Below are 24,066 nucleotides of genomic sequence, written 5' to 3' on the forward strand. Positions count from 1 at the left end.
CCGCCGCCCAGGAAGTGGTGGTAACCCCTAGACGCCACAAACGCTACACGCACCCCATGCGATTGAGGAGTTTGACGCATTGGAGGTCATGTGATAGAATACAATTAACTAGGGAGAAAAAAGCAAAGCGGCCGATGAGGACCAGCCGATCCGCTTGAACGCTGAGTTCCCTTTCAAGGGAAGCGGGGGACCCAACTTTTGGGGCTAATCTCGGTGGTCGGTGCGAGCGGGCCGTGCGCCGGCGGGACAATGACCGACGCGCGAAGGCACTGCGGAGCGCCATCCGAGACGGGTCACACTCTTTCGATCCGAGCCCGTCAGCTAACCTCGCAAGCGTGGGAAGAGGAGGTGGGTTGGGTGGAAGTCATGCGACCGTAACATGGCTGTGCCATGTGCGGTGATTGTGGCTTCACCCAGGGAGTGCCCACCCTGGGTGTTTTCTTTCCCTTCCCTCTGCCACTTCGTTGTCTTCCTCGGCGGATGGTTCAACAAGGCCGGTGTTCTCGCGAGGCGCATGGCGCGCGTCGTGCGTATGGGGCGCATGAGGTGTATGAGGTGCATGGTGCCCATGACGTACGTGACGCGCAGGACACGCATGAGGCGCAGGCAGCGTGGGGCGTCGAGCCTGGGGCGCACGATCCGTTTCAGCACGAGGCGCGCGGACGCGCGGAACATGAAGCCCTGGTCATGCTCGTATTCGTGCCCTGGCCTTGCGCACCCTCACATCGGCTTTGGAGCGACACTCCGCAAGGAGCAACGCTCCGCAACGAGGCGGCGTCTGGTCCACGGCGAGAAAGCAAGGAGGGAGCAAGATGAGACCAGAGAGTGGTTTTTCGGTGCTGGGAGCGGGAAACGGAGGTCAGGCCATGGCTGGGCACTTGGCCGTCCTGGGATTTCCGGTGATGCTGTACAGCCGGGACCGGCACAAACTGGAAGAGCTCGAGACTGCCGGTGGCCTCGAGCTCGACGGAGAGATCCAGGGCTTCGTGAGCGGCGTAAAGCTGACGAGTTCGCCCGAGGAGGCTGCAGCCTTCTCGGACGTGCTAATGGTGGTGGTCCCCGCGTTTGCCCACGGGGAAGTAGCCCGAACGCTTGCACCTCACCTTCGTGACGGACACATCGTGGTCCTGAACCCCGGTCGCACGCTCGGGGCGATCGAGTTCGAGCACACCCTGCGACAGCACGGCTGCCTGGCGCAGGTCGTGGTTGCGGAGACCCAGTCGCTCCTGTACGCATGCAGGATCGTAGCTCCTGGCAAGGTTAGGGTCTTCAGCATCAAGCGCCGAGTCCCTGTTGCTGCTCTCCCCGCGTGGCGGACGGTGAACGTCGTCCGCAGGCTGAGGCGGGCGTTTCCCCAGTTCGTGACGGCATCCCACATCCTCGAGACAGGGCTTGACAACATCGGAGCCATATTCCATCCGACTCCTACCATCCTAAACCTCGCCAGGATAGAGCAGGGCTCGTCCTTCGATTACTACCACGACGGGATTAGCCCCGCCGTGGCGAGAGTCCTAGCCCGCATGGATGAGGAGCGCCTCACGGTCGCTCGTGAGCTTGGCATGGTCGCGAGGAGCGCCAGGGAGTGGCTTGCCGATACTTACGGGGCGTCCGGGATCGACCTTCACGAGGCCATCATGAACACCAAGGCGTACAAAGGAATCAAGGCTCCCGGCGAGGTGAACACCCGCTACATTCTGGAAGATGTTCCGACAGGGCTCGTGCCGATATCGTCTCTGGGAGAGATGGTCGACGTCCCAACTCCCACGATGGACGCGGTGATCGAGCTTGCTTCGGTCATCACGGGCCAGAACTTCCGGGCTTCCGGACGTTCCCTGCAGAATCTCGGGCTTGACGATCTGGACGTTGGGGAGCTCCACAGGTACATCCTCGAAGGAAGGGAGGCGGTGGCATGAGGGGCAGCAAGACGACTCGCAAGACGAAGATCATCGGCGCGGCTGTGGGCGACTGCGTTCACGTTGCGGGTGTATACAACTTCCTCAGACTTGCGGAGGCTCAGGGCTACGACACCGTGTTCCTGGGACCGGCGGTCCCCATTGAGAAGCTCGTCGGCGCCATCAAGCATGAAAGCCCTGCCGTGGTAGGTATAAGCTACAGGCTGACCCCCGAGGCGGCCGAGAGGCTGCTCTCGGAGCTCAAAGAGGTGTTGTCGCGAGAGGGGCTTCTCGGTCGGCGGTGCGGGTGCGGGCTGCGGTTCGCTTTCGGCGGAACTCCGCCAGTGGCGCGAGTGGCCGAGGCCACCGGCCTCTTCGAGCGCGTCTTTGACGGCACCGAGGATGACGAGGCCACAGTCAACTATCTTCGCAGCATCCGTGAGGGTTCCCCCGCTGCCACCGGTGCGGGTTCTGCCGCCGGCGCCGGCATCGGCGTGGGCTCCGCAATTGGTTTCTCCACCGGCTCCACACTCGACGAGGGGTCCGCGTCCGCGGATGCGCCTCCGAGTGCGACTTGGCCCAAGGACGTCGCCGGCCGGGACGGCGCGAGCCAGCTCTGGCCTGACAGCCTCGTCGAGCGTATCATGGCAAAGCATCCTTACCCGCTTATCCGTCACCATTTCGGCCTGCCCTCGCTCGAGGCTACCATCAAGGGCGCAAGGGAGCTTGCCGAGTCAAGGCTCCTAGATGTGATATCCATCGGCCCGGACCAAAACGCCCAGGAGAGCTTCTTCAGACCGGAGGAGATGGACCCCGGCCAGGATGGCGCGGGCGGAGTACCTGTGAGGGACGCGGACGATTTCAGGCGCATCTACGAGGCGTCGCGCACGGGCAACTACCCTCTCATGCGCTCGTACAGCGGGACTCGAGACCAGATCCGTATGGCGAGGATGCTCAAGGAGACGATCAACCTCGCGTGGGGCGCGGTGCCTCTCTTCTGGTACAACGTACTAGACGGCCGCAGCCCCAGGATGTTGGAAGAATCCATATCCGAGGCGCAGCGTGCGATGGCGTGGCACGCGAGCAACGAGATCCCGGTCGAAGTGAACGAGGCGCATCATTGGAGTCTGAGGGACGCGCCGGACAGCGTGGCGGTCGTCGCCGCCTATCTTGCCGCGTACAACGCCAAAGCCGCCGGGGTGCGCGACTATGTGGCGCAGTTCATGTTCAACACACCTCCGTCAACTTCGCCAGCGATGGATGTGGCGAAGATGCTTGCCAAGCTCGAGCTCATGTCCTCCCTCGAGGACGAGGGTTTTCGCGTCTGGCGGCAGACGAGGACGGGACTCCTCAGTTATCCCACGGACCTCGACGTAGCCAAGGGCCAGCTCGCGTCATCGGTGCTCGTGCAGATGGCCCTGAGGCCTCACATCGTGCACGTGGTGTCGTTCGTTGAGGCCGACCACGCCGCCACACCTGCGGACATCGTGGAGGCGGTCAAGATCGCCCGCGGCGCGATACGGCAGGGCCTGCTCGGGTTGCCTGACATGGCGAGCGACCCAAAGGTCGCGGCGCGCAAGAACGAGCTAGTGGCTGAGGCACGAGCCATACTTGACGCCATCCGCGAAATCGCGAGGCCGGGCTGCAACGACCCTTGGACCGATCCGGTCACTCTCGGCAGGGCGGTCAGGACCGGGCTGCTCGATGCGCCCCATCTCGCGGGAAACCCGGTGGGGCGCGGGAAGGTGGTCACGAGGATGATCGACGGCGCGTGCCGGGCGTGGGACCCGGGCTCCGACAGAGTGCTGCACGAGGAGGACAGAGTCCGGCGTCTGCTCGCGGAGGCCGTGGACGACATCGGAGCGGGCGCAGCATCGTAGATCTCGCTCTACATAGGCTAGTAGACAGCTATCGGAGAACAGCTATCGAAGAGAGGCCCCGGCCAGCCGGTCCGGGGTCTCTCTCTGGGCGCGTCTGTCAGGAGATCGTTGCCTGGGCCCCTCTCTCAGAAAGTCGCGGCGGGTAGCGTGGGCCTTGTAGCCTGCGACTTCCCTCACATCCTTCACACGGTCCGACACAGGATCATCCGACCCGACACAGGATCATCCGGCGACAACAGAAAATCAAATGCGGCACAGAAGGAATATCTACTTGTACCGTCGAATAGTGCTGATGCGCTCAGATACGCACACAATCAAACAAGAGCTGTGCGGCATCGAGACTGTGCGGCATCGAAAGCGGGTGCTCCAGCTTGGGGTGTTCCAGCTTGGTGCCCCGGCTATCATGCCGTGCGCGTGGCGGTGGGCGCGACGGCCGGCTCGTGTGCGGCAGTCTGCGTCTACTGTAACTGTATAGGATTCACATATCTGCAGCCGTGCCTGCAAAGGTGGAGGTTTGACGCGCGGTGCTGTCAGGCGAAAGACAGGTTCTCATTGCGGAGTACATCAGCTCGCGCGGAGCGGTGGGGGTCGACGAGATAGCAAGCAGGTTCGGTATCTCTCGAATGACCGCGCGCCGCGACCTGAAGGCCCTCGAGGACTCGGGAACGATTGTCCGCGTCCACGGGGGAGCCATGCTGAGAAGCGGAATCACGCGCGACGTGCCCTACCTTTCGAAGGTGAGTTCGCTTCCTGACGACAAGGCCCGAATCGCCGAAGCGGCGCTTGAACTCGTATCCGAAGGCGACGCAATCATCCTTGACGCGGGGTCAACCACCTTTGCGCTGGCGAAGAAGCTTCACACGTTCAAGGACCTGACGGTGGTCACGAACGACCTGAAGATTGCGGCCGAGCTAGCGGATTCACGGGGGATCAAGATGATCTGCACGGGAGGCGAAGTGCAACACAGCGTGTACAACATGATGGGGCCGGTAGCAGAGCGCATGGTTGCCTCTCTGCACGTGGACACCGCGTTCATCGGTTGTGACGCCGTCGACCCGGCAGGCGGGGTAATGACACGCAACATCAACAAGGTGCCTCTCAAGAGGGCCATGATCAGCGCGGCGTCAAGACCGGTGGTCTTGGCGGATCACAGCAAGTTCGGCCTCAGGGTCTTCGCCCAGGTCTGCTCCTTCGATGAATTGGCTGCGATAGTGACCGACGACAAGACCGACGCGACGATGCTTCGTGCCATTGAGGATTTGGGTGTGCGAGTCATGAGACCGGGGCACTCTTCTCAGCCTGGTCCAATGCGAGACGGCGCCACATCGGGGTGAACGCACGATGGTCAGGCTTTTCGCTGTTGCCGACGACTTGACGGGGGCGAACGCCACCGGCGCGCTTCTTGCTGCCGTGGGCTTTCGCGCTGCGACACTCATACCAGAGCGGTTCGACGCGCTGCCGCCGACTCCGCCGTACGATGCGCTCATCGTCTCCACTAACAGCCGTGCGCTCCCGGCCGACGAGGCGTACACACGGGTCCGCACGTGTTTCTCCCGGTTCAAGGGAAAAGGCGCATCGCAGTTCAGCAAGAGGATAGATACCACTCTCCGCGGCAACGTGGCAGCCGAGATAGATGCCGCGCTCGATGAACTGGACGATGTTGAGATGGCGGTCGTGGTGCCCGCCTTTCCAAAATCCGGCCGGATCACCGTCGGCGGTTACCAGATAGTCAACGGGATCCCTCTCGAGAAAACGCCAGTGGCGCAAGATCCACGAACGCCTGTCTCGAAGTCCCACGTCCCGTCTCTGATCCAAGAGGGAACGCGCCGCAAGGTCGCGAGCATCGAGCTTGGGGACGTGCTGCGCGGATGGGAAAGCATCCACAGGCGCATGGTTGAGGCTCGCTCCTCCGGTGCTCAGGTAGTCGTGGTTGATGCCACGACCGACGACGAGATCTCGACCATCGCCAAAGCTGCGTCACGCCTTCCATTTCGGGTGCTATCGGTGGACCCCGGCCAGCTCACCGCATCTATCGCGGTGGCGTCCGGCACGACCGGAGTCTGCCGCGATACGCCCGACAGCCGGGGCCGAGTGGTCCTGGCCCTGGTCGGCAGCGCCACTCCTATCACGCGTACCCAGATAAGGCGCCTCAAGGACTCGCTACCGAACGTAACTGTGGCAGTCGACGCCAAGGCTCTCGCGGAAGGAGAGCCGCCGCGCTCGAGTGCCATAGTAAAGGACGCTGTGGCGCGGGCGCTAGGCGCCATATCGACGAGGGCGTCTGGGGACATGGTGATCATCGTGACATCATCCTCGACCCAGGAGGACACTCTGGACTTGGCGGGTCTAGACAACGAGACGAACCGTGCCGTGGGCGCGTCGGCTGCCAACCTATGCTCCGGTCTCGGTCGAATCGCCGGGACGGTCTTGGAGAGCGCAAAGGGCGATATAGCTGGGATGTACGTGACAGGTGGGGACACTACGCTCGCAGTGCTCGAAGAGACGGGGGCCGCAGGCATAGAGGTCAGCATGGAGGTCTTGCCGCTTGCCGCCTTCGGGACAGTGGTCGGCGGGCCACACGAGGGGCTCAGGATCGTTACCAAGGGCGGGCTGGTCGGCGGAGAAGACGCGGCGGTGCGGTGCGTTCGCCATCTTCTGCAGCGTGACGCGGGGTGACGTGATGGCTTCGCGACAGCCCCGCGATGGCTCGTAGTGCGCCGGGCCGCAGACACGGAAGGCTCCACGGAAGGCTCAACAGAAGACTCCACGGAAGACTCAATTGAGAGGAATGACTTGCTCATGACCATAAGCACAGCCTCCGACGAAAAGCCGTTAGTAGGAATAACCATGGGCGATCCTGCAGGAGTGGGCCCAGAGATTGTAGTGAAGGCCCTCACGAACCGTGAGCTATACGACGTCTGCCTCCCAGTGGTCATCGGTGTGCCCGCACCCCTCGAGCGGGCAGCCTCGATTCTCGGGGCGCACGTCGACTTCAACCTCATCGACGTTCCGTCCGCGGGGAGGTTCCGACCGGGCACCATCGACGTGGTGCCGGCGGCTCACGATGAGAACGGCACGGTCGAATTCGGAAAGGTCCAGGCCGCCGCCGGCAGAATGGCCTACGAGTGTATAAGGCTCTCCAGTGAACTCGGTCTCGAGAAGGCGATTGACGCTGTGGCGACTGCCCCGATAAACAAGGAATCCATTAAGGCAGCGGGCATCCCATTCATAGGCCATACCGAGATGTACGCAAGCATGACGGGTGCTTCGTTTGCGCTCACGATGTTCACCGTGAGAAACCTTCGGGTCTTCTTCCTCACGCGTCACCTATCGCTGGCGGATGCCATCCGGGCTGTGACCAAGGAGCGAGTGTACGAAACGCTCAAGCAGGTCTCATTTGCACTAAGGGATCTAGGGTTCTCCAAACCAAGGATCGCAGTCGCCGGATTGAACCCACACTCGGGGGAGGGTGGTCTCTTCGGTTACGAGGAGATCCGCGAGATCGCCCCCGCAATCGAGCAGGCCCGGGCGGACGGGATCGACGCTTGCGGGCCCGTGAGCGCGGACACCGTCTTCCACCTGGGCCTCGAGGGCAAGTGGGACGCCATACTCTCTCTCTACCACGATCAAGGTCATATAGCGACCAAGACTCTCGACTTCGAGAGAACCGTCAGCGTCACGCTCGGCCTGCCCTTCCTAAGAACGTCCGTTGATCATGGCACGGCCTTTGACATAGCCGGCCGAGGCGTGGCCAGCGCTGTCAGCATGGAGGAGGCGATACGGGTAGCTGCGCGGTACTCGCACGTAAGAAGGGCGTAGTCGGGGACGAGAAAGAGTGCAAGGTGTAACCAGCCAAACTTTAGTCCGAGGAGGGGACAAGTATGCCTTCGGGAACCCAGATGATTGTAGGTCTCATCATCGGTGTTGCTGCTTTGGTCTACCTCATTCTCCGGACAAAGATCCATGCGTTTCTCGCTCTGATCATTGCCGCCGCCCTGGTCGGCCTGATCGGAGGCATGCCGGCTGCCGATGTGGCTAAGGCAATCACCACGGGCTTTGGCAACACCCTCGGGAGCATAGGCATCGTCATCGGCTTCGGAGTCATGATGGGACGAATCCTTGAGGTATCGGGGGCCGCGGAGAGGATGGCTCGAACCTTCTTGCGCTACCTCGGCCGTGACAAAGAGGAGTGGGCTCTCGCGGCCACGGGCTACGTTGTGTCGATTCCCATTTTCTGCGACTCCGGTTTCGTAATCCTGGCCCCAATTGCGAAAGCTCTCTCGAGTCGCACCGGCAAGTCTGTGGTAGCCCTCGGAGTCTCTCTCGCGGTGGGTCTTGTTGCGACCCATCACGCAGTTCCCCCTACACCCGGCCCACTGGCAGTAGCAGGGATTTTCGGGGTGGACGTCGGCCTCATGATTCTGTGGGGCATCATCTTCGCAGTTCCGGTCACTATCGCGGGAGTCATATACGCCAAGTGGCTCGGACGCAAGATTCCCCAGGTGCCGACAGCCGATGGGCTCGGATGGCAACGCTTCGCTGTAGGGTCCGGGCGTGCGCAGGTTACGGAGACTGCGGCAGCCAGCGAGGACGAGAAGGTGCTACCCGGCACGTTCGTCTCGTTTGCCCCGATCCTGGTCCCGGTGGTACTGATCCTGCTCAACACCGTTCTCACCGCAGCGAAAGCCGGCGGTTCGGTGGCCAACTTCCTGGTCTTCCTCGGTAACCCCATAATCGCGGTGGCGATCGGACTCGTCATTGCCATATACGGGCTGATGGGCCAGTCTCCGCGCAAGGACGTTCTAAGGCGTGTCGAGGAAGGCGTCGCGTCGGCGGGGATCATCATCTTGGTGACAGGCGCCGGAGGCGCTCTGGGTCAGGTGCTGAGGTCAAGTGGCGTGGGAGATTTCATAGCCCAGAAGATGGCGGGTTACTCCCTGCCGGCCGTCCTCCTTCCGTTTGCCGTCGCCACACTTGTCCGGCTGGTCCAGGGGAGCGGCACCGTTGCCATGATCACCTCGGCTTCCATCACGGCGCCGATTCTGGCCAATCTGAACGTCAATCCGGCCCTCGCAGCGCAGGCGGCGGCACTGGGCGCGATGGTATTCTCATACTTTAACGACAGCTACTTCTGGGTGGTCAACAGGCTACTGGGCATCGAGGATGTAAAGGAGCAGATCATGACCTGGTCGGTGCCGACGACGATCGGCTGGGCAGTATCGCTTGTCGCGCTCGTGATCGCCAGCTTCATCTTCTAGATGGTCCCCCGCGCCGAGCGTAACGCGACGTCGTCGGCGCCGGCGCAGCACGATGGCGGCGACCGCGCATATCCGGTCATACACTTGGAATGACGCCTCGACGAGCAAGTGCACGAGTGCACGCTGGCCCGCTTCGCGAGGCTGAGGCAGGAAGACGGGAAGGCCCCTCGACAAGGGCCTTCCCGTCCGGCGATCAAATGGCGCTTCGCAGTCCGGCCACAAACGCTTGCCCACGCGGCCGCGCTAGCCCACACGGCCGAGGCTGACAACTCCGATGTAGACGCGCCCCCCTCCCACTAGCATCCCGAGAGAAGTTGTTGGAGATCTTGGCACCGTATCAAAGGAATCTCGGAGACGGCGTAGAAGTATGTACTTGCCAAGGAACCGGTGTTTCGCTGAGAGAAACACCGTCCACAGCGTGGATTGCGCAGCCCAAGGTCGGTGCGACCAAACCGTGGTGGTCTGCATCTGAGAGGTGAAGCGGTAGTGTTGTCTGCTGGCAGGGTACTGGATCTGCTTGACTTGCTCTCGCGGTCAGGGCCACTTGGGGTCTCCGAGATAGCAAGAAGGATGGCTGTGCCGAAGACCGTCGCGTGGAGGCTGGCGGAGACCCTCCATGACAGGGGCTATGCAATCAAGGACCCGGACACCAGAAGGTACAGTCTGGGGCTCAAAGTCCTGGAGCTCAGTGCTTCGGTGCGCTATCGTCTGGAGATAGTGAAAGTCGCGCGGCCGTACATCGAGGAGCTGGTCGAGAAGTGCGACGAGACCGTTGACCTTGGGGTTTACGACAAGAACGAGGTGGTCTTCGTAGACAAGAAGGAATGTACGCGAAGCGTCAGGATGGTCTCCTCGATCGGCAGAAGACTTCCGCTGCACTGCACGGGCACCGGCAAGGCTCTCCTGGCCTTTCTTCCTGGCGGCGAGGTGGATAGGGTGATATCGCGAGGGCTGGTGAGGTACACGGACAACACCATTACCGAACCAGACGAGCTACGCCGCGAGCTTTCAAGAGTTAGAGCGGACGGGTACGCGGTGGACCGCCAGGAGTTCGAGATCGGCGTTAGGTGTGTGGCCGCTCCCGTCCTCGATCTTGACGGGAGGGCAGTGGCTGCCATCAGTATCGCGGGCCCGGCAGCCCGGATCACTGACGAGCGTATTCCTGCGCTTGCGGAGATGGTGAAAGAGGCCGCTGACGGAATCTCCAGGGATCTGCACGGCGATTTCGGCATGATAGAGCGCAGGACGATCCAGAGCAAGCCGGACGAAGGCGTCGAAGAGGGCACCTGAAACGGGTGTGCCCACATCTCACGAAACGGTGGTCGGACAAGGCGGTGGGAGCGTTGACTGGGAACGAAGTCGTATTCATCGCCCCGAACCGTGAACTTGAGATGGTCGCGCGAGAGGTAGTGCGCGAGCTGGGAGAGCCGATAACCATCGAGCTCGGGGTGCTGGCAGAGGGGGCCCGCATTGCCAAGGAAGCCGAGGAGAGAGGGGCGGGCGCTGTCATCAGCCGCGGCGGCACGACCGTTCTGATCCGGAAGGCCGGCTTGAGCATCCCGGTCATCGATGTCCGAGTTACGGGCTATGACATCATGCGTGCGCTTCACAGGGCGAAGCATTACGGGAATCACGTCGGTATCGTTGGCTTCTCGAACATAGTCAGAAACGTGGAGGACGCCGAGGACATTCTGGACATCCGAGTGCACAAGGAACAAGTATCCACGCCCGAGGAGATCGCGCCCGCCCTTGCAAGGCTCAGGGATCGCAAGGTCAAAGCTGTGGTCGGCGGGACCGAGGTGATCAAGAGGGCGGGAGACTACGGTATGGCGGGGGTGCTCCTATCCTCGGGAAAGGAGGCCGTCTTCGAGGCCATCAGCGAAGCCAAAACCGTTGTCTCGGCTCGTCGGCGGGAAATCGAACGCGCGGAACGGCTCCGTGCAATCCTAAGCGCGGTGTACAGCGGCGTCGTGGCCATCGATGCCACCGGGGTGGTGACCCTGTTCAATCCCTCGGCTGAGAGAATAACCGGGCTGAGAGCCGGCGACGTCATTGGAAGGCATGTCACCGAGGTGATCCCCAATACCAGGCTGCATTTGGTGTTGGAGAGGCGGGAGGCGGAGCTCGGGCAGATCCAGAGACTGGGACACACGACGATCATCACTAACAGGCTGCCCGTGGTCGTGAACGGCGAGGTCATCGGTGTCGTCGCCAGCTTTGAGGACGTCACCAAGATACAGAAGCTGGAGGAAACCATACGACACGAGCTGTACGCTCGCGGGCACGTGGCAAAGTACACATTTGACGATATAGTCGGGAGGAGCAAGGGGATTAAGGAGGCCATACGGCGGGCGAAGAGTTTTGCCGAGGTGGCCTCCACAATCGTCATCGAGGCCGAGACGGGAACGGGGAAGGAGATGTTTGCCCAGGCCATTCACCTAGCAAGCCCCAGGAGGCAGGGTCCTTTCGTGGCTGTGAACTGTGCGGCCTTGCCCGAGACTCTGCTGGAAAGCGAGTTGTTCGGGTATGCCCCAGGGGCGTTCACCGGCGCGAAGCAGGGCGGCAAGCCGGGCCTGTTCGAGGTGGCGCACGGAGGAACCATATTCCTCGATGAGATCGCGGAGACTTCCGTGGCGGTCCAGGCCAGGCTTCTGAGAGTGTTGCAGGAGAAGGAAGTAATGCGCGTCGGAGGCTACAAGGTGATCCCCATCGACGTGAGGATAATCGCCGCCACTAATAGGAAACTAGCGGACCTCGTGGCGCAGGGTCGGTTCCGCGAAGACCTGTTCTATCGTCTGGACGTGCTCAATCTCAGGATACCGCCCTTGCGTGAGCGCAGGGAGGACATACCGCTGCTCGTGGAACACTTCCTAAGGTCAGCGGCGTCCCGGATGAACAAGACCGTCAAGGGTATCTCAACTGAGGCTATCGAGGCCATGATGGAATACGACTGGCCTGGGAACGTGCGTCAATTGGAGAATACGGTAGAGCAACTGGTGGTTCTGAACGGCGAACACGTGATAGAGGCGTGGGAAGTAGAGGAAGTGATCGGCCGTATCCCGCATACACACCGCGCCTCCCAAGGGAGTGCAGAAGACGGCACGCCACTGTCGGAATCCACGCTGGAGGAGTTGGAGCGAGTCACGGTGATGAAGGTGCTAAGCGAGACGGGGTGGAACAAGGCAGCTGCGGCGCGAAGACTTGGCATCAGCAAGACCACACTGTGGAGGCGTCTGAAAGCGTGGGAGAAACGGTGCGCCTCGAGCTATGGAGGCTGGAAGGGCACAGTGTCGTGAAGGCTCCGGGCCATCCCGACTGAAGGATAGACACTTTGCCGTTCACGTCACGTGCGCGTCGGGCTCTTGAGGGGTGGCCGCAGGCGATTCCGCTCCTCGAGTGCGAAGAGGACAGGCATACCTTCACCTATTCGTCCCAGCGATCCTTGCCCAGATCCCCCACGCTACTTCGCAGCTCAACATCCAGCCTTGCGTTCTTCGCGTGTTCCATCAACTTTGACAGCGCGCCTGCGAAACTGATTCACGCGGTCAGCACGATGGACACTGTGCGGTTCAGCATGCAATCGCGCGGGTCCACAAGGTTCCAAAATGAACCCAAGCGCGGCTCTCCCGCGGGGGATGGACCTCTGTCTCTCGGCACGTCTTTCTCTCGAGGGCAGCGATTTTCGTGGGAAGCCGGTGCACCTCCGAGTAGCGCTTCGTACTTCAGGTCACGTCGGCACGGTTCTTGCGAAGCGAGACGTACGAAGGCGGGCGCAGCCGCCGTCGCATCTCGACACGGGGAAGAAAGTGATGGCGTGATGGAGGAACGCGCCGGAAATCACCGCCTTACGGTCGGGCGGGCGAAGCGGATATGTCAGGACATGCTCCGCGCTGCGGGCGTCCCCGAGCAAGACGCGGAGCTAATAGCGGATACGCTGGTGTTTGCTGAGCTCAGAGGCGTGACCTCTCACGGTCTGGTGAGGTTGGGTTCATACATCAGAAGGGTCAAGCTCGGACTCATGAACCCTGCAGCTGCGCCTCTTGTGATTCAAAGGAGCGCGTCCACCGCTCTCCTGGACGGCTGCAACGGGTTCGGCCAGGTTGTGACGATGAGGGCCATGAGCCTTGCCATCGAGATGGCAGGCGCCACGGGGGCTGCGGTCGTGGGCGTCAGGAACTCCAACCATTTCGGCGCTGCGGCTTACTACGTGATGGCCGCGGTAAACGTGGGAATGATCGGTCTGGTGTTGTCCAACTCCGCGCCTGCCATGGCTCCTTGGGGTGGTGCCGTGGCCATGATGGGAACGAATCCGCTGGCTGTGGGGATACCGGCCGGCGATGAGTCGCCCGTTGTGCTCGATATGGCGACGAGCGCTGTGGCCAGGGGCAAGATCAGATTGGCGGCCAAGAAGGGCGAGAAGATCCCTGAAGGGTGGGCGCTTGACGCCAAGGGGGAGCCGACTACGGACCCGGAAGAGGCTCTAGCCGGGACACTGCTGCCGGCAAGCGGACCGAAAGGATATGGACTGGCCTTTGTGATCGACGTGCTATCGGGGATCCTCACGGGCTCGGGTTTCGGTAGGACGGTGAGGCCACTCGACGATATGTCGGGGCCTGTCAGGGCGGGTCATCTGGTCGCTGCCATCAACGTTCAGGATTTCACGAGTGTGCCGGGGTTTAGGGCCGAAGTAGACGAGTTCATTCGCGAGATAAGGAACTGCCCCAGGGCTCCCGGTGTAGACAGAATATACGTTCCGGGCGAGATCGAGTCGGAAGCGGCACTTCGCCTGAGTAAGGAGGGCATAGCGGTGTCTAGCGCCGTGGCGGCAGACCTCAAAGCACTGGGCGCTGAGCTAGGGGTCGACCTGGCGTTCTGAACGCGACGTGCCGGGGGAGGGGCGCTGCGACCAGACACTGCTGAGGAAGGGGGAGCTTGACGTGGGACGGACTCTAGTAGTCAGGGTAAAGGACGTCGAAGGCGAGAGGAGGCTCCCTCCGAGGACTTCCAAGCTCCTGCTCTGTGAGGGCAGGGTCGGCATTAAAGGCATGTCGATGGGGTTCAACATTACCGAAGTGGGGAGCATGATTCCCGAACACGTACATGAGACGGAAGAAGAAGCCATGTTTCTCGTGAGCGGAAGGGCGAAGTTCGTCGTTGGCGACGAGGAGTACGACCTCGAGCCTGAGACCGCGTTCTTTGCGCCTGTGGGAGTGAAACACAAGGTCATCAACATCGGCGATGAGCCTCTGAAGATCGTTTGGGCGTACTCGCCGCCTTTGCCACAGCACAAATCGGTGAAGTAACAGACTTCGACCGCTCGGCTGCGGCGGGGAAGAAGGAGGCACAGCAGGTGGGGAGATGGCAACTACCCCCTGACGGGGGCCACATGGACAAGGCGGACGGCATCTACTTCCAGAACATGACGGGCAAGCAAGTCGCCGAAAGACTTACAAAGGACGACATCATCATCATACCTATCGGCAGCACCGAGTACCACGGCGCCAACGCCTGTTACGGAGAGGACACTTTCCTGGTCACCCGTATGGCGGAGCTTGTGGCGCAGAGAACGGGGTGCACGGTCTGCCAGCCTCTCTGGTTTGGGTCGCATCCCTACCCTCATCTTGGAATGCCTGGGACCGTTGTGGTTCCCGAGGATGTATTCGTGGGGATGATCCGTGCCGTGATAGCAGGGCTATGGAACGCGGGATTCAGGAAGCAGATCCTCCTGAACGGCCACGGCCAGGAGTACGTAATTCCAAACGCTCTCCACCAGTTTGCCAAGAGGTATCAGGTGCCAGCGATCCTTGTGAACGTGAACTGGCCGACGGTGATTCCGAACTACCTCAAGGATAAGCAACACGGAGGGCCGTTCGAGACACCATTCAGGCATGCGGACGAAGCTGAGACATCATACTCCCTTGCTCTGTTCCCGGAGATGATCAGGCAAGAGGATGCGGTGGACACCACTCCCCGAGGGTTCATGCCTCCTGAACATACCGACGTCGGAGGCGACATCATGCACCGGCCGATTCCCGGGCATTGCCAGGTCGGGTTCGGCGGCATCGAAGTCATCATGTATCCGGAGGGGGTCATCGGGAGGCCCACCCTGGCTGATGCGGAAAAGGCACGGCCAGGCCTCGAGACTCTCCTTGATTACCTTGTGAAGCTCCATGACGATATCCTGGCCAAGTTCCCTCCAGGTGTTCTTCCCCCTGCGGAGCTGGTCACCCAAAGGCCTAAGGAAGAGGTTGAAGCGCTCTTGAAAGGGCCGTTCAACGGTGGGAGACATCTCTACACCGTTGGGTGGCCAACTTGAGCGATGGCGATCTCGGAGCAACGGTTCCACAATGGGCACCCGCGAAAGGGGATGGGCACATGGCTGAGAAGGCGCTTCAAGGGATTCGGGTGATCGACTTCACACGAATGCTTGCGGGACCATTCTGCGGCATGCTCCTCGCCGACATGGGCGCGGAGGTCATACATGTGGAGCGGCCCGAGATTGGCGACGAATCTCGCAGCTTCGCGCCGTTCATCGACGGGGTTGGCACCTGCTATCTGGCTTCAAACCGCAACAAGAAGGGGATCACGCTCAATCTCAAGACCGAGCGCGGCGTTGAGCTCTTCAAGGAGCTTGCCAAGGTGTCCGACATCGTGGTCGAGAACAACCGGCCCGGAACAATGGAGCGATTCGGCATCGGGTACGATGTCCTTTCCCGGATCAACCCTGGGCTCATTCTTACCTCGGTGTCCGGTTTCGGGCAGACCGGGCCGTACTCGCAACGGGTGGCGTACGATCTGGTGGCCCAGGCGATGGGAGGACTGATGAGTTTCACGGGCTACCCCGATTCGCCACCTACCCGCACCGGGAACGCCATGGGAGACTTCCTCGGCGGCCTGTTCGCTACCGTGGGCACGCTTGCCGCTTTGCACTACAGGGAGAAGACGGGGAAGGGGCAGTGGGTGGACGCTGCAATGGTAGATGCCGTTGTGGCGGTCCTGGAAAACGCCATCACGAACTACATGGGCCTTGGTGAAGTCTTGCAGCGTAACGGCAGCCGGATACGGGGAAACGCCCCGTACAACTGTTACAAGGCAAGGGATGGGTGGGTGGTAATCGGCGTGTCCGGCGACATAGTCTGGCCCAGGCTTGCGAAGGCGATGGGCAGGGAGGACATGACCACGGATCCCCGGTTCTCACGCGTGGAGGCCCGAGTGAAGAACGTGGACCAGGTTGATGCCATAGTCGGGGAGTGGACGGCCGGACAGCTAACTAGCGACATAGTGTCGATCCTTGAGAAGGCCGGGGTTCCATGTGCCCCGGTGTTGGGCATTGATCAGGTCGTGAGGGACCCACACGTTCAGGCCCGCGAGATGGTGGTGAAGGTGGACTATCCAGGTATTCCTCCGGTGTACCTGAGCGGCATCTGCCCGAAACTGTCTCTCACGCCCGGGACGGTGGATTCCCCACCGCCCACCCTCGGCCAACACAATGAGGAAATATACTGTGGACTGCTCGGGCTCGATAGGTCGGAGCTGGAGGAGCTCAAGGCTCAAGGAGTCATTTGAGAGGGGAGCACTCCAGTTCGAGGAGGTCCGCTCATGCTCGTAGGCTTCAGTGTACCGGGCTTGAGAGGACGCTGGAGGGCTGGTGGTTTATCGGCTATCAGGTTTTCGGCTGCGATGAGACTCACGGCCGAGCAGGGCTCTGGGGAAGGAGGGAGAGATGAGCGATGGCTCACCCTGCCATCCCTGATGCGTCGCTCTTCACCGGGATGCAGCGAGGGGAGGGGGGACGCTGCCGGCGGTGCGTGGGGATGCGAGGAAGGAGTGGCAACCTCAGCCAGATCCAGAACCAGCAAGACATCTGAGCCGACAGGAGGGATAAGCAGTGAGAAGAACGGGTAGTGGCAGGGTTGGCTTGCTTGTTGCGCTCCTTGTCGTCTTGGTGGCATCGATGTCCCTTGGGAGTGTTTTTGCAGCGTCCGGTGATTACCCTACCAAGCCGATTCAGGTGGTGGTCGGCTGGGGTGCAGGCGGAATAACCGACCGCAGCGCGCGCGGGGTCGCACCTGTCGCCGAGAAGTTCCTCGGGCAGCCGTGGGTGGTGACTAACATGCCCGGAGCAGCTGGCGCGATAGGGGCGGCACATGTGCTGAGGCAGAATCCCGACGGTTACACACTTCTCTTCGGTTCGGAGACCATGTCCATTTGGCAGTTGATGGGCCTCTCTGAGTACAGCTACAAGGACTTCGAGCCAATAATGCTGTGTACTCAAGGTGTGCCTGCCATCGCGGTGAATGCGTCAAGGCCCTGGCGGACCGTTCAGGAGTTTGTCGAGTACGCCAAGGCAAACCCCAGAAAGATCAAACTCGGGATCGCCGGCCCGGCCACCACGGGAGCCGTGGCAGCAGCGATACTGCACAAATGCCTGGGGACCGAGCTATCGAACATAGCCTTTGAGGGAGGAGGTCCCGCAGTAACTGCTGCCCTGGGTGGTCACGTGGATGTCGTCATGGAGAACCTGCCTGACGTGGTTGAGCATCACAAAGCTGGTAAGCTGCGTATTCTGGCGATCTTCGACAACGAACGCATGGAGACGCTCCCGGACGTTCCCGCTCTGGGTGAAATATACGCGGGAACTAGGAACTACCTCCCCTACGGGCCGTACTTCGGGTTGTTCGCGCCGAAGGGTGTCCCTGCTGCCGTGGTATCCACTCTGACTGACGCGATGAAGAAGACGGTCGCGGATCCCAGGTGGCAGCAGTATGTGCGTGACGGGTATTTTCGGTCCCTAGCTCTGTCCGGAGAAGAGGCGCGGAAGTACCTGGACGAGTGGACCGCACAGACGGCATGGCTCATCTACGATCTGGGAGTGGCAAAGAAATCTCCTGAAGAACTCGGTATTCCCAAGCCCTGACAGCATCCGGCGACTGTATCGACCTCACGGGCGGGCGCCGTGCCCCGGGGCACACGCCTGCCCGGCGGTGCCGGAACCCGAGCCGCTGTCTCCCGAAGGGGGACTGATGTCTTGTGCGGATGAGGTGGCCTGGCGGGAACGCGACGGACTACGTGAGCGCACTCGTTTTTGCCGCAGTCGGGGTAACGCTGCTGATAGGCGCGGCACGCCAACCCGACTTCGGAGTGTCGAACCAGTCTCCCGGAGTCTTTCCCGCGGTAGTCGGCGCCATCACGATTCTGGCCAGTCTGTCTCTGGCCGTGGAGACGGCCCGGAGAAGCGCGGACCGCAGACGCGCTGATGATAAGAGCGTCGACGGCGAGAGTCCGGTCAATAGGGACACGGACGTCCCGGCGACCAGTCCCGGCCGGTTTTTCGGCGTGGTCGCTGCGATCCTCGCCTACGTGTTGTTGCTGAGGCGCGTCCACTTCGCACCGGCAAGTTTCATTTTCCTGGTCGCGCTGATGGTCGTGTTGAAGAGCGGGAGCGTCCTGAGGATCATCGTTATCTCGCTGTGCGCGGTGGTGGCGGTTCAGCTAGTGTTCGGCACGGCGTTCAGGGTGGTACTGCCGTGACACGTTGCGCGCCGCTGCGGTGAGGGGGTGATAGGCTTTGGCAGTCGGGTCGCTGCTTGCCAAGGCGATTCTCATACTGGTCTCGCCAAGGATGCTCTTTCTCGTCGTAGCGGGGGTGGCTGCAGGTATCGTTGTGGGCGCCCTGCCCGGGCTCTCCGTCACCATGGCGGTAGCTTTGTTGACGTCCCTCACGTTTGGCTGGGACATTCAGTCCGCACTGGTCCTCATGATATCGATATGGGTCGGCGGCTGCTACGGAGGCAGCAAATCGGCAGTGCTGCTCAACATTCCTGGCGCGCCCGCGGCTGTCGCGACAGGCTTTGACGGATATCCTCTGGCCAGACTGGGCGAGGCGGCATTTGGCATGGGCGTTGCCACTGTTGCCTCGTGCCTGGGAGGACTGTTTGGTACAGGGGTGCTTGCCGTTGCTGCTCCGGCCATCGCCGAGATCGGACTGAAGTTTGGGCCCCCCGAGTACTTCCTCCTCGTGATGTGGGGTCTTACCACGGTGGGAAGCCTCTCGGCCAAGTCTCTGTCCAAGGGACTCCTCAGTGCGTGCCTGGGGCTTGCTGTCTCCATGGTGGGCTTGGACACGATGTACGGTACGGGCCGGTTCACCTTCGGTAGCATTGAGCTCGCGGGCGGCATTCACTTCGTGCCAGCGCTGATAGGTGTGTTCGGCTTATCAGAGGTGCTGCTTCATCTCGAGAAGCGGAGAGTCAAGACTGTTGCCGAGAGGATCGGTGCGGACACCTTCAAACGGTATCTTTCTGCGTTTGCGAAGCACGTTCCGTTGACATTGCGATGTGCCGTGATCGGGACCATCATCGGAGCCATCCCGGGCATAGGTGGCGAGATCGCCTCTCTCGTGGCTTACGATCACGCAAAACGGACGGTCAAGAGACCCACAAGGCAGTTCGGCGAGGGGGCATACGAAGGAGTGCTTGCGCCCGAGACCGCCAACAACGCGGCAATCGGGGGCGCACTCATCCCCCTTCTTACTCTGGGTGTACCCGGGGATGCCGTTACCGCGGTGATCCTCGGCGTGCTGTACATCCATGGCATCAGACCGGGACCGCTCGTATTCAACCAGGATCGGCTCTTCTTTGCCGTTATCGTCTTGGTATGTGCGCTCGCCCACATCGTGATGCTGTGGTTGGGGTTTGCGGGGAACAGGTGGCTGGCACGAGTCGTTACGGTGCCGTTGCCCGTGCTCATGCCCATCGTCGTTTTGCTGTCGGTGGTTGGGTCGTTCGCAGTACAGAACCGCATCTTCGACGTGTACCTGATGGTCGCATTCGGGTTGGCCGGCTACCTGCTGAAGAAGGCCGACTTCCCGGTTGGGCCTGTCATCCTTGGTGTGATCTTAGGTCCTATGGCGGACGGGGAGCTTCGCAGGACACTCGCGCTCTACGAAGGCGACGTGCTACGCGCATTCGTGACCCGCCCCATATCTCTGGTGTTGGCGGTGCTGGTGGGTTTCACAGTTCTCAGCCAGAGTGAGACGGCGAAGGCGATCGTGCTACGGTTCCGTCTAGGATTCTCGGGAAGGCCAGCCAGGCCTGGCTAGCCGTCTGCGTGATGGGACAACTCCCCAGAGAGGCTGCCTTGGAATCGATCTAGCCCTTCGGCGGGCTGCACATACCGACACAGGGGCTACTGAGAGGGTGAACTGAGGGTGCGTGTGGATACCGAGCGAAAGGGACCGGACTGGGAGGCGGCTTTCATGAGTTGTGACATGCACAAGACCGCGCTTGAACTAATATCGATGAGGCGCAGTATCAGAACGTACTATCCTGACGACGTTCCTGATGAGCTCCTTGCGCTCGTACTCGAAGCGGGGCGCCAGGCTCCTTCCGGGGAAAACGCCCAACCCTGGCGGTTCATCGTGGTAAGGGACGAAGCACGGCGCAAGATCCTCGGGGATATCGCCGCGCGGGGCAGCGGTCGCAGGTTTACGGCGGAATTCCTTACCAAGAGGATGCACAAGCGCTTCGAGTCCCTCGAAGACGAGGAAAAGCGCCGACGGGCTTTTGAGAAGCTTACAAGCGGGAACGTGTCTTCGTTTCTCAGCACGGCCCCGGTCGTAATCGTGGTCGTGGGGAAGAAAGACGTCTGGGACCTCCCCTTCGATTGCTCGGCAGCCATCGAGAACATGTTGCTGATGGCCCCGGCCTTGGGGCTGGGGGCGTGCTGGGTCATAGCGCTGTGCATCGACGTGCGCGACGAGGAGAGAGTCCGGGAAGTGCTCAACATTCCTGCGGATTACAAGGTAATAAGCGCGATATCCCTAGGCTACTCGCCTCAGCACCCGAAGCCAAGGCCCAGGCTGCCTTTGACAGAGCTTGTGTTCAAGGAGACGTTCGGCGAGCCTTACTTCGTGGAAGCGCCTGCGGTGAAGACAGAGGGGGAGGAATAGGACATGGCGTTGGAGACCCGTTCCACTGAGGAGCTGAAGGGATATGCGAATCAGGTGATCTTCGACGTAGTCAAGGCGTTTTGGGACGAACGCGGACTTGGCGCCAGATTCCGGTTGTACAACGTTGGCAAGGATTACTTTCTCGACAAGTTCGGGCTGCGTGGGGAGGGCTGCGGAGACTTCGAGACCGTCGTCACCGAGCTCTCCAGAGGACTCAAAGCGGAAGGGATTGCGGAGAAGCTCTCGGTCGAGCGGCGAGAGGAAAACGTCCTTACGGTCAAGGTGAGCGGATGCATTCATCGCCCGGTTGAGGAGAAGTTGGCTGCTGCCGGGGTCGCTCCCTTCTTCTGTCCATGCACGAATCTGGTGATGGCTCTCGCGCAGGAGGCGCTCGGGATGGCGACGGAGCAAGCCTGCATCGAGGTCCGAGGTGACGAGTGCATAGCCACGGTTGTCCTGTTCAAGCGTCCGGAACCGGATGGAGTTGTTGGCTAGAGCTCGAGCCTCAAGCTCCAGCTCCAGCCTCCAACTGGAGCCGGATGAGCTCAGGGCGCGAGGAGTCGTCCGGAAGAGGGGCACTTCAGTTCGGGGGGGCTGCTCATGGACTTTCAGTATACAAGCGAGCAAGAGATGACGCGGAAGATGGTCAGGGAATTCACGGAGAAAGCGATCATCCCAAAGGCCCAGGAGATCGATGAGAAGGACGAGTTTCCATTCGACATCTACCGAGCAATGGCCGACCTGAACCTGTTCGACCTTGAGGTGTCACAGGAGCTTGGTGGGCCGGGGATGGATAGCATCTGTGGGGTCATCAGCATCGAGGAACTGGCCAGAGGGAGCGTGGCTGTTGCCAACATGTGTTCGTCCGCGCGGCAGCACCTCTTCATTCTGGAGAAGTTCGGCTCCCCTGAGCAGCAGAAAGCGCTCATGCCCCGGATCGCTCGTGGGGAACTCATAGGCTCGTTCGCGCTCACCGAACCCGACGCGGGTTCGGACGCCTCGAGGGTTCAGACCAAAGCCGTGCCGGACGGAGACTCCTACGTCATCAACGGCAGCAAGATGTTTATCACGATGGCCCCGGTGGCGGATTTCTGTATCGTGATTGCTGTGACAGACAGGGAGAAGGCCACCAAAGGCATGAGCGCGATTCTGGTGGACCTCAAGCAGCCTGGTGTCACTGTAGGAAAGCCCGAGCGAAAACTCGGGCACCACGGGCAGCCAACTGCGGAAATCCATTTCGACGACGTTCGTGTGCCCAGGAGCAACCTCATCGGGCGAGAGGGCGAAGGGTACAAGATCGCTCTGAGCTCGCTGGATGGAGCGCGCCTTTGCGCCGGAGCGATCGCAACGGGCGCGATGGTAGCGGCATACGAGGCCTCGGTGCGGTATGCGAAGCAGCGGGTTCAGTTCGGGAAGCCCATCGCCGAGTTCCAAGCGATTCAGTGGATGCTGGTGGACATGGCCGTCGACATTGAGGTGTCTCGTCTGCTCTTGTACCGGGCCGCGGCAATCAAGGACACCGGAGCCAGGTACACGAGAGAGGCTGCCATGGCCAAGCTGTACGCGACGGATGCGGCTATGAAGAACACCACGAACGCAATCCAGATCCATGGCGGATACGGCTACATGAAGGACTACCCGGTTGAGAGGTACTTCCGGGACGTGAAGCTTACTCAGATCTACGACGGCACCAACGAGATACAGCGTCTCGTGATTTCGCGCTACGTCCTGGCGGACAATTGAGGATTCCCCATGGTGGACGGAGGCGGACGGACCGCTATTAGGTCCTGGACGATGCGACTGGATTAGCCCTGACAAGACGTTCTCCTCCACTACGTGGTGACGATCCGTTCTGACGGTGGGTGAACGCTGTGAACTTTGTGGTATGCATCAAGCAAGTGCCCGGGACGACTGACGTGAAGATAGATCCCGTGACCAACACTCTCATGCGCGAGGGCGTCGCAAGCATCATCAACCCGTTCGACAAGTTCGCGATCGAGGAAGCCATCCGCCAGAGGGATGTGCACGGCGGCAAGGTGACAGTCATCACCATGGGCCCGCTCCAGGCAAAGGAGGCCCTCAAGGAAGCGCTTGCGATGGGAGCGGACGATGCCGTGTTGCTCTCCGACAGGGCCTTTGCTGGAGCTGATACTCTGGCGACATCGTACACGCTTGCGCGCGCGATACGGAGGCTCGGCAAGGCGGACTTGATTCTGTGCGGGAAGCAGGCAATCGACGGGGACACTGCCCAGGTGGGAGCGGGCATCGCCCAGCAGCTTGGCATCCCTCAGCTCACCTATGTGAGGAAGGTTACGATAGAAGGCACCATCCTGACCGTGGAGCGTGCGCTCGAGGATTGCTACGAAGTTGTGAGGTGCAGACTGCCTGCTCTTGTGACGTGCGTGAAGGAGCTGAACGAGCCCAGGCTGCCCACGCTGCGTGGCATCATGCTCGCGTCGCGAAAGGAGATAACGGTGTGGGGCGCGCAAGACATCGCGGCCAGCCCGGCAAGAATAGGGCTCAACGGCTCGCCCACGAGGGTGGTGAAGGTGTTCACGCCCACGCGCCGTCGCAACGGAGAGGTCTTGACGGGAGACGTTGACGAAGCCGTCGACAAGCTGGTTGAGAAGTTGCTTGAGGCTCGCGCCATCTGACGATCCGACCGCTTGAATGGCAGCATCGGATAGCAGCGCCTCAGAAGGCGGCGTGGCTGCCCCGGCAGTCTGAGCTGTGCCGGGAGCCCAAAGGGAGGGCCAGGGCTTGTCCATATGGGTTGACGCAGGCAGGTGCACGGGGTGCAAGCGGTGCGTGCGTGCGTGTCCCTACGGCGCTATCGTCGAGAAGGACGAGGCGGTGCAGATAGGGGAGACGTGCACGCTCTGTTCGGCTTGCCTGGGAGTCTGCGAGCGCGACGCGATCGTCCTCGAGGCTGTGCGGAGCAAGATGACCGGCCTTGAAGCGTACAAGGGTATATGGGTGTTTGCCGAGGTCCGTGCAGGCAAGACGGCGCCTGTCTCCCTCGAGCTGCTCGCCTACAAGCCCCCCAACTGGTTTGGACAGGGGAGCCTTAGGGTGGTAGAGTAGGA

21 protein-coding genes and 1 riboswitch are annotated in these 24,066 nt (G+C 61.3%); all 21 genes read left to right on the forward strand.

Features of this window, described 5'->3' with window-relative positions:
• The first annotated feature begins 149 nt into the window (after positions 1 to 149).
• A riboswitch (cyclic di-AMP (ydaO/yuaA leader) is annotated at positions 150 to 350 on the forward strand.
• A 462-nt stretch (positions 351 to 812) separates the two neighbouring features.
• Positions 813 to 1,913 (forward strand): NAD/NADP octopine/nopaline dehydrogenase family protein, encoded by a 1,101-nt coding sequence (locus NUW12_12665; GenBank protein ID MCR4403594.1) that lies wholly within the window; start codon positions 813 to 815, stop codon positions 1,911 to 1,913.
• The gene (locus tag NUW12_12670) at positions 1,910 to 3,772 is read left to right on the forward strand and encodes a methionine synthase (GenBank protein MCR4403595.1); all 1,863 of its coding nucleotides are present in this window, start codon (positions 1,910 to 1,912) and stop codon (positions 3,770 to 3,772) included. The genes NUW12_12665 and NUW12_12670 overlap by 4 nt, the downstream gene beginning before the upstream one ends.
• 524 nt (positions 3,773 to 4,296) lie before the next feature.
• Positions 4,297 to 5,106 (forward strand): DeoR/GlpR family DNA-binding transcription regulator, encoded by an 810-nt coding sequence (locus tag NUW12_12675; protein ID MCR4403596.1) that lies wholly within the window; start codon positions 4,297 to 4,299, stop codon positions 5,104 to 5,106.
• Positions 5,107 to 5,113: 7 nt separating this feature from the next.
• Positions 5,114 to 6,448, forward strand: a complete 1,335-nt coding sequence (locus NUW12_12680; GenBank protein MCR4403597.1) for a four-carbon acid sugar kinase family protein — start codon at positions 5,114 to 5,116, stop codon at positions 6,446 to 6,448.
• A 123-nt stretch (positions 6,449 to 6,571) separates the two neighbouring features.
• Positions 6,572 to 7,591 carry a 4-hydroxythreonine-4-phosphate dehydrogenase PdxA gene (gene pdxA / locus NUW12_12685; GenBank protein ID MCR4403598.1) on the forward strand — a complete coding sequence of 340 codons (1,020 nt, stop codon included), beginning with the start codon at positions 6,572 to 6,574 and terminating at the stop codon, positions 7,589 to 7,591.
• A 62-nt stretch (positions 7,592 to 7,653) separates the two neighbouring features.
• Positions 7,654 to 9,030: a GntP family permease gene (locus tag NUW12_12690; protein MCR4403599.1), complete on the forward strand. Its 1,377-nt coding sequence runs from the start codon at positions 7,654 to 7,656 to the stop codon at positions 9,028 to 9,030.
• Positions 9,031 to 9,516: 486 nt separating this feature from the next.
• A complete protein-coding gene (locus NUW12_12695; GenBank protein ID MCR4403600.1) occupies positions 9,517 to 10,320 on the forward strand; it encodes an IclR family transcriptional regulator in 804 nt (267 codons plus the stop codon).
• A gap of 53 nt (positions 10,321 to 10,373) precedes the next feature.
• Positions 10,374 to 12,326 carry a sigma 54-interacting transcriptional regulator gene (locus tag NUW12_12700; GenBank protein ID MCR4403601.1) on the forward strand — a complete coding sequence of 651 codons (1,953 nt, stop codon included), beginning with the start codon at positions 10,374 to 10,376 and terminating at the stop codon, positions 12,324 to 12,326.
• A 521-nt stretch (positions 12,327 to 12,847) separates the two neighbouring features.
• Positions 12,848 to 13,906: an Ldh family oxidoreductase gene (locus NUW12_12705; protein ID MCR4403602.1), complete on the forward strand. Its 1,059-nt coding sequence runs from the start codon at positions 12,848 to 12,850 to the stop codon at positions 13,904 to 13,906.
• A 61-nt stretch (positions 13,907 to 13,967) separates the two neighbouring features.
• Positions 13,968 to 14,333, forward strand: coding sequence for a cupin domain-containing protein (locus NUW12_12710; GenBank protein MCR4403603.1), 366 nt, complete (start codon positions 13,968 to 13,970; stop codon positions 14,331 to 14,333).
• A gap of 47 nt (positions 14,334 to 14,380) precedes the next feature.
• Entirely contained in the window at positions 14,381 to 15,346 is a 966-nt protein-coding gene (locus tag NUW12_12715) for a creatininase family protein (protein MCR4403604.1), read from the forward strand.
• Positions 15,347 to 15,405: 59 nt separating this feature from the next.
• The gene (locus NUW12_12720; GenBank protein ID MCR4403605.1) at positions 15,406 to 16,596 is read left to right on the forward strand and encodes a CoA transferase; all 1,191 of its coding nucleotides are present in this window, start codon (positions 15,406 to 15,408) and stop codon (positions 16,594 to 16,596) included.
• Between the two features lie 164 nt (positions 16,597 to 16,760).
• Positions 16,761 to 16,898, forward strand: a complete 138-nt coding sequence (locus NUW12_12725; GenBank protein MCR4403606.1) for a hypothetical protein — start codon at positions 16,761 to 16,763, stop codon at positions 16,896 to 16,898.
• Positions 16,899 to 16,918: 20 nt separating this feature from the next.
• Positions 16,919 to 17,947 carry a tripartite tricarboxylate transporter substrate binding protein gene (locus NUW12_12730; GenBank protein MCR4403607.1) on the forward strand — a complete coding sequence of 343 codons (1,029 nt, stop codon included), beginning with the start codon at positions 16,919 to 16,921 and terminating at the stop codon, positions 17,945 to 17,947.
• A 119-nt stretch (positions 17,948 to 18,066) separates the two neighbouring features.
• A complete protein-coding gene (locus NUW12_12735) occupies positions 18,067 to 18,561 on the forward strand; it encodes a tripartite tricarboxylate transporter TctB family protein (GenBank protein MCR4403608.1) in 495 nt (164 codons plus the stop codon).
• Positions 18,562 to 18,598: 37 nt separating this feature from the next.
• On the forward strand, positions 18,599 to 20,131 hold the full coding sequence (locus tag NUW12_12740) for a tripartite tricarboxylate transporter permease (protein MCR4403609.1): 1,533 nt from the start codon (positions 18,599 to 18,601) through the stop codon (positions 20,129 to 20,131).
• 156 nt (positions 20,132 to 20,287) lie between these two features.
• Complete coding sequence (locus NUW12_12745; protein ID MCR4403610.1) at positions 20,288 to 20,980, forward strand: nitroreductase family protein; 693 nt, start codon at positions 20,288 to 20,290, stop codon at positions 20,978 to 20,980.
• 3 nt (positions 20,981 to 20,983) lie between these two features.
• On the forward strand, positions 20,984 to 21,475 hold the full coding sequence (locus NUW12_12750; GenBank protein ID MCR4403611.1) for a hypothetical protein: 492 nt from the start codon (positions 20,984 to 20,986) through the stop codon (positions 21,473 to 21,475).
• A 105-nt stretch (positions 21,476 to 21,580) separates the two neighbouring features.
• Positions 21,581 to 22,723, forward strand: a complete 1,143-nt coding sequence (locus tag NUW12_12755) for an acyl-CoA dehydrogenase family protein (protein ID MCR4403612.1) — start codon at positions 21,581 to 21,583, stop codon at positions 22,721 to 22,723.
• A 128-nt stretch (positions 22,724 to 22,851) separates the two neighbouring features.
• On the forward strand, positions 22,852 to 23,634 hold the full coding sequence (locus NUW12_12760) for an electron transfer flavoprotein subunit beta/FixA family protein (protein ID MCR4403613.1): 783 nt from the start codon (positions 22,852 to 22,854) through the stop codon (positions 23,632 to 23,634).
• A gap of 106 nt (positions 23,635 to 23,740) precedes the next feature.
• Positions 23,741 to 24,064 (forward strand): 4Fe-4S binding protein, encoded by a 324-nt coding sequence (locus NUW12_12765; GenBank protein ID MCR4403614.1) that lies wholly within the window; start codon positions 23,741 to 23,743, stop codon positions 24,062 to 24,064.
• The last annotated feature ends 2 nt before the right edge of the window (positions 24,065 to 24,066 follow it).

The sequence above is a fragment of the Bacillota bacterium genome (assembly GCA_024653485.1).
In the GTDB taxonomy this organism is placed as follows: domain Bacteria; phylum Bacillota; class SHA-98; order UBA4971; family UBA4971; genus UBA6256.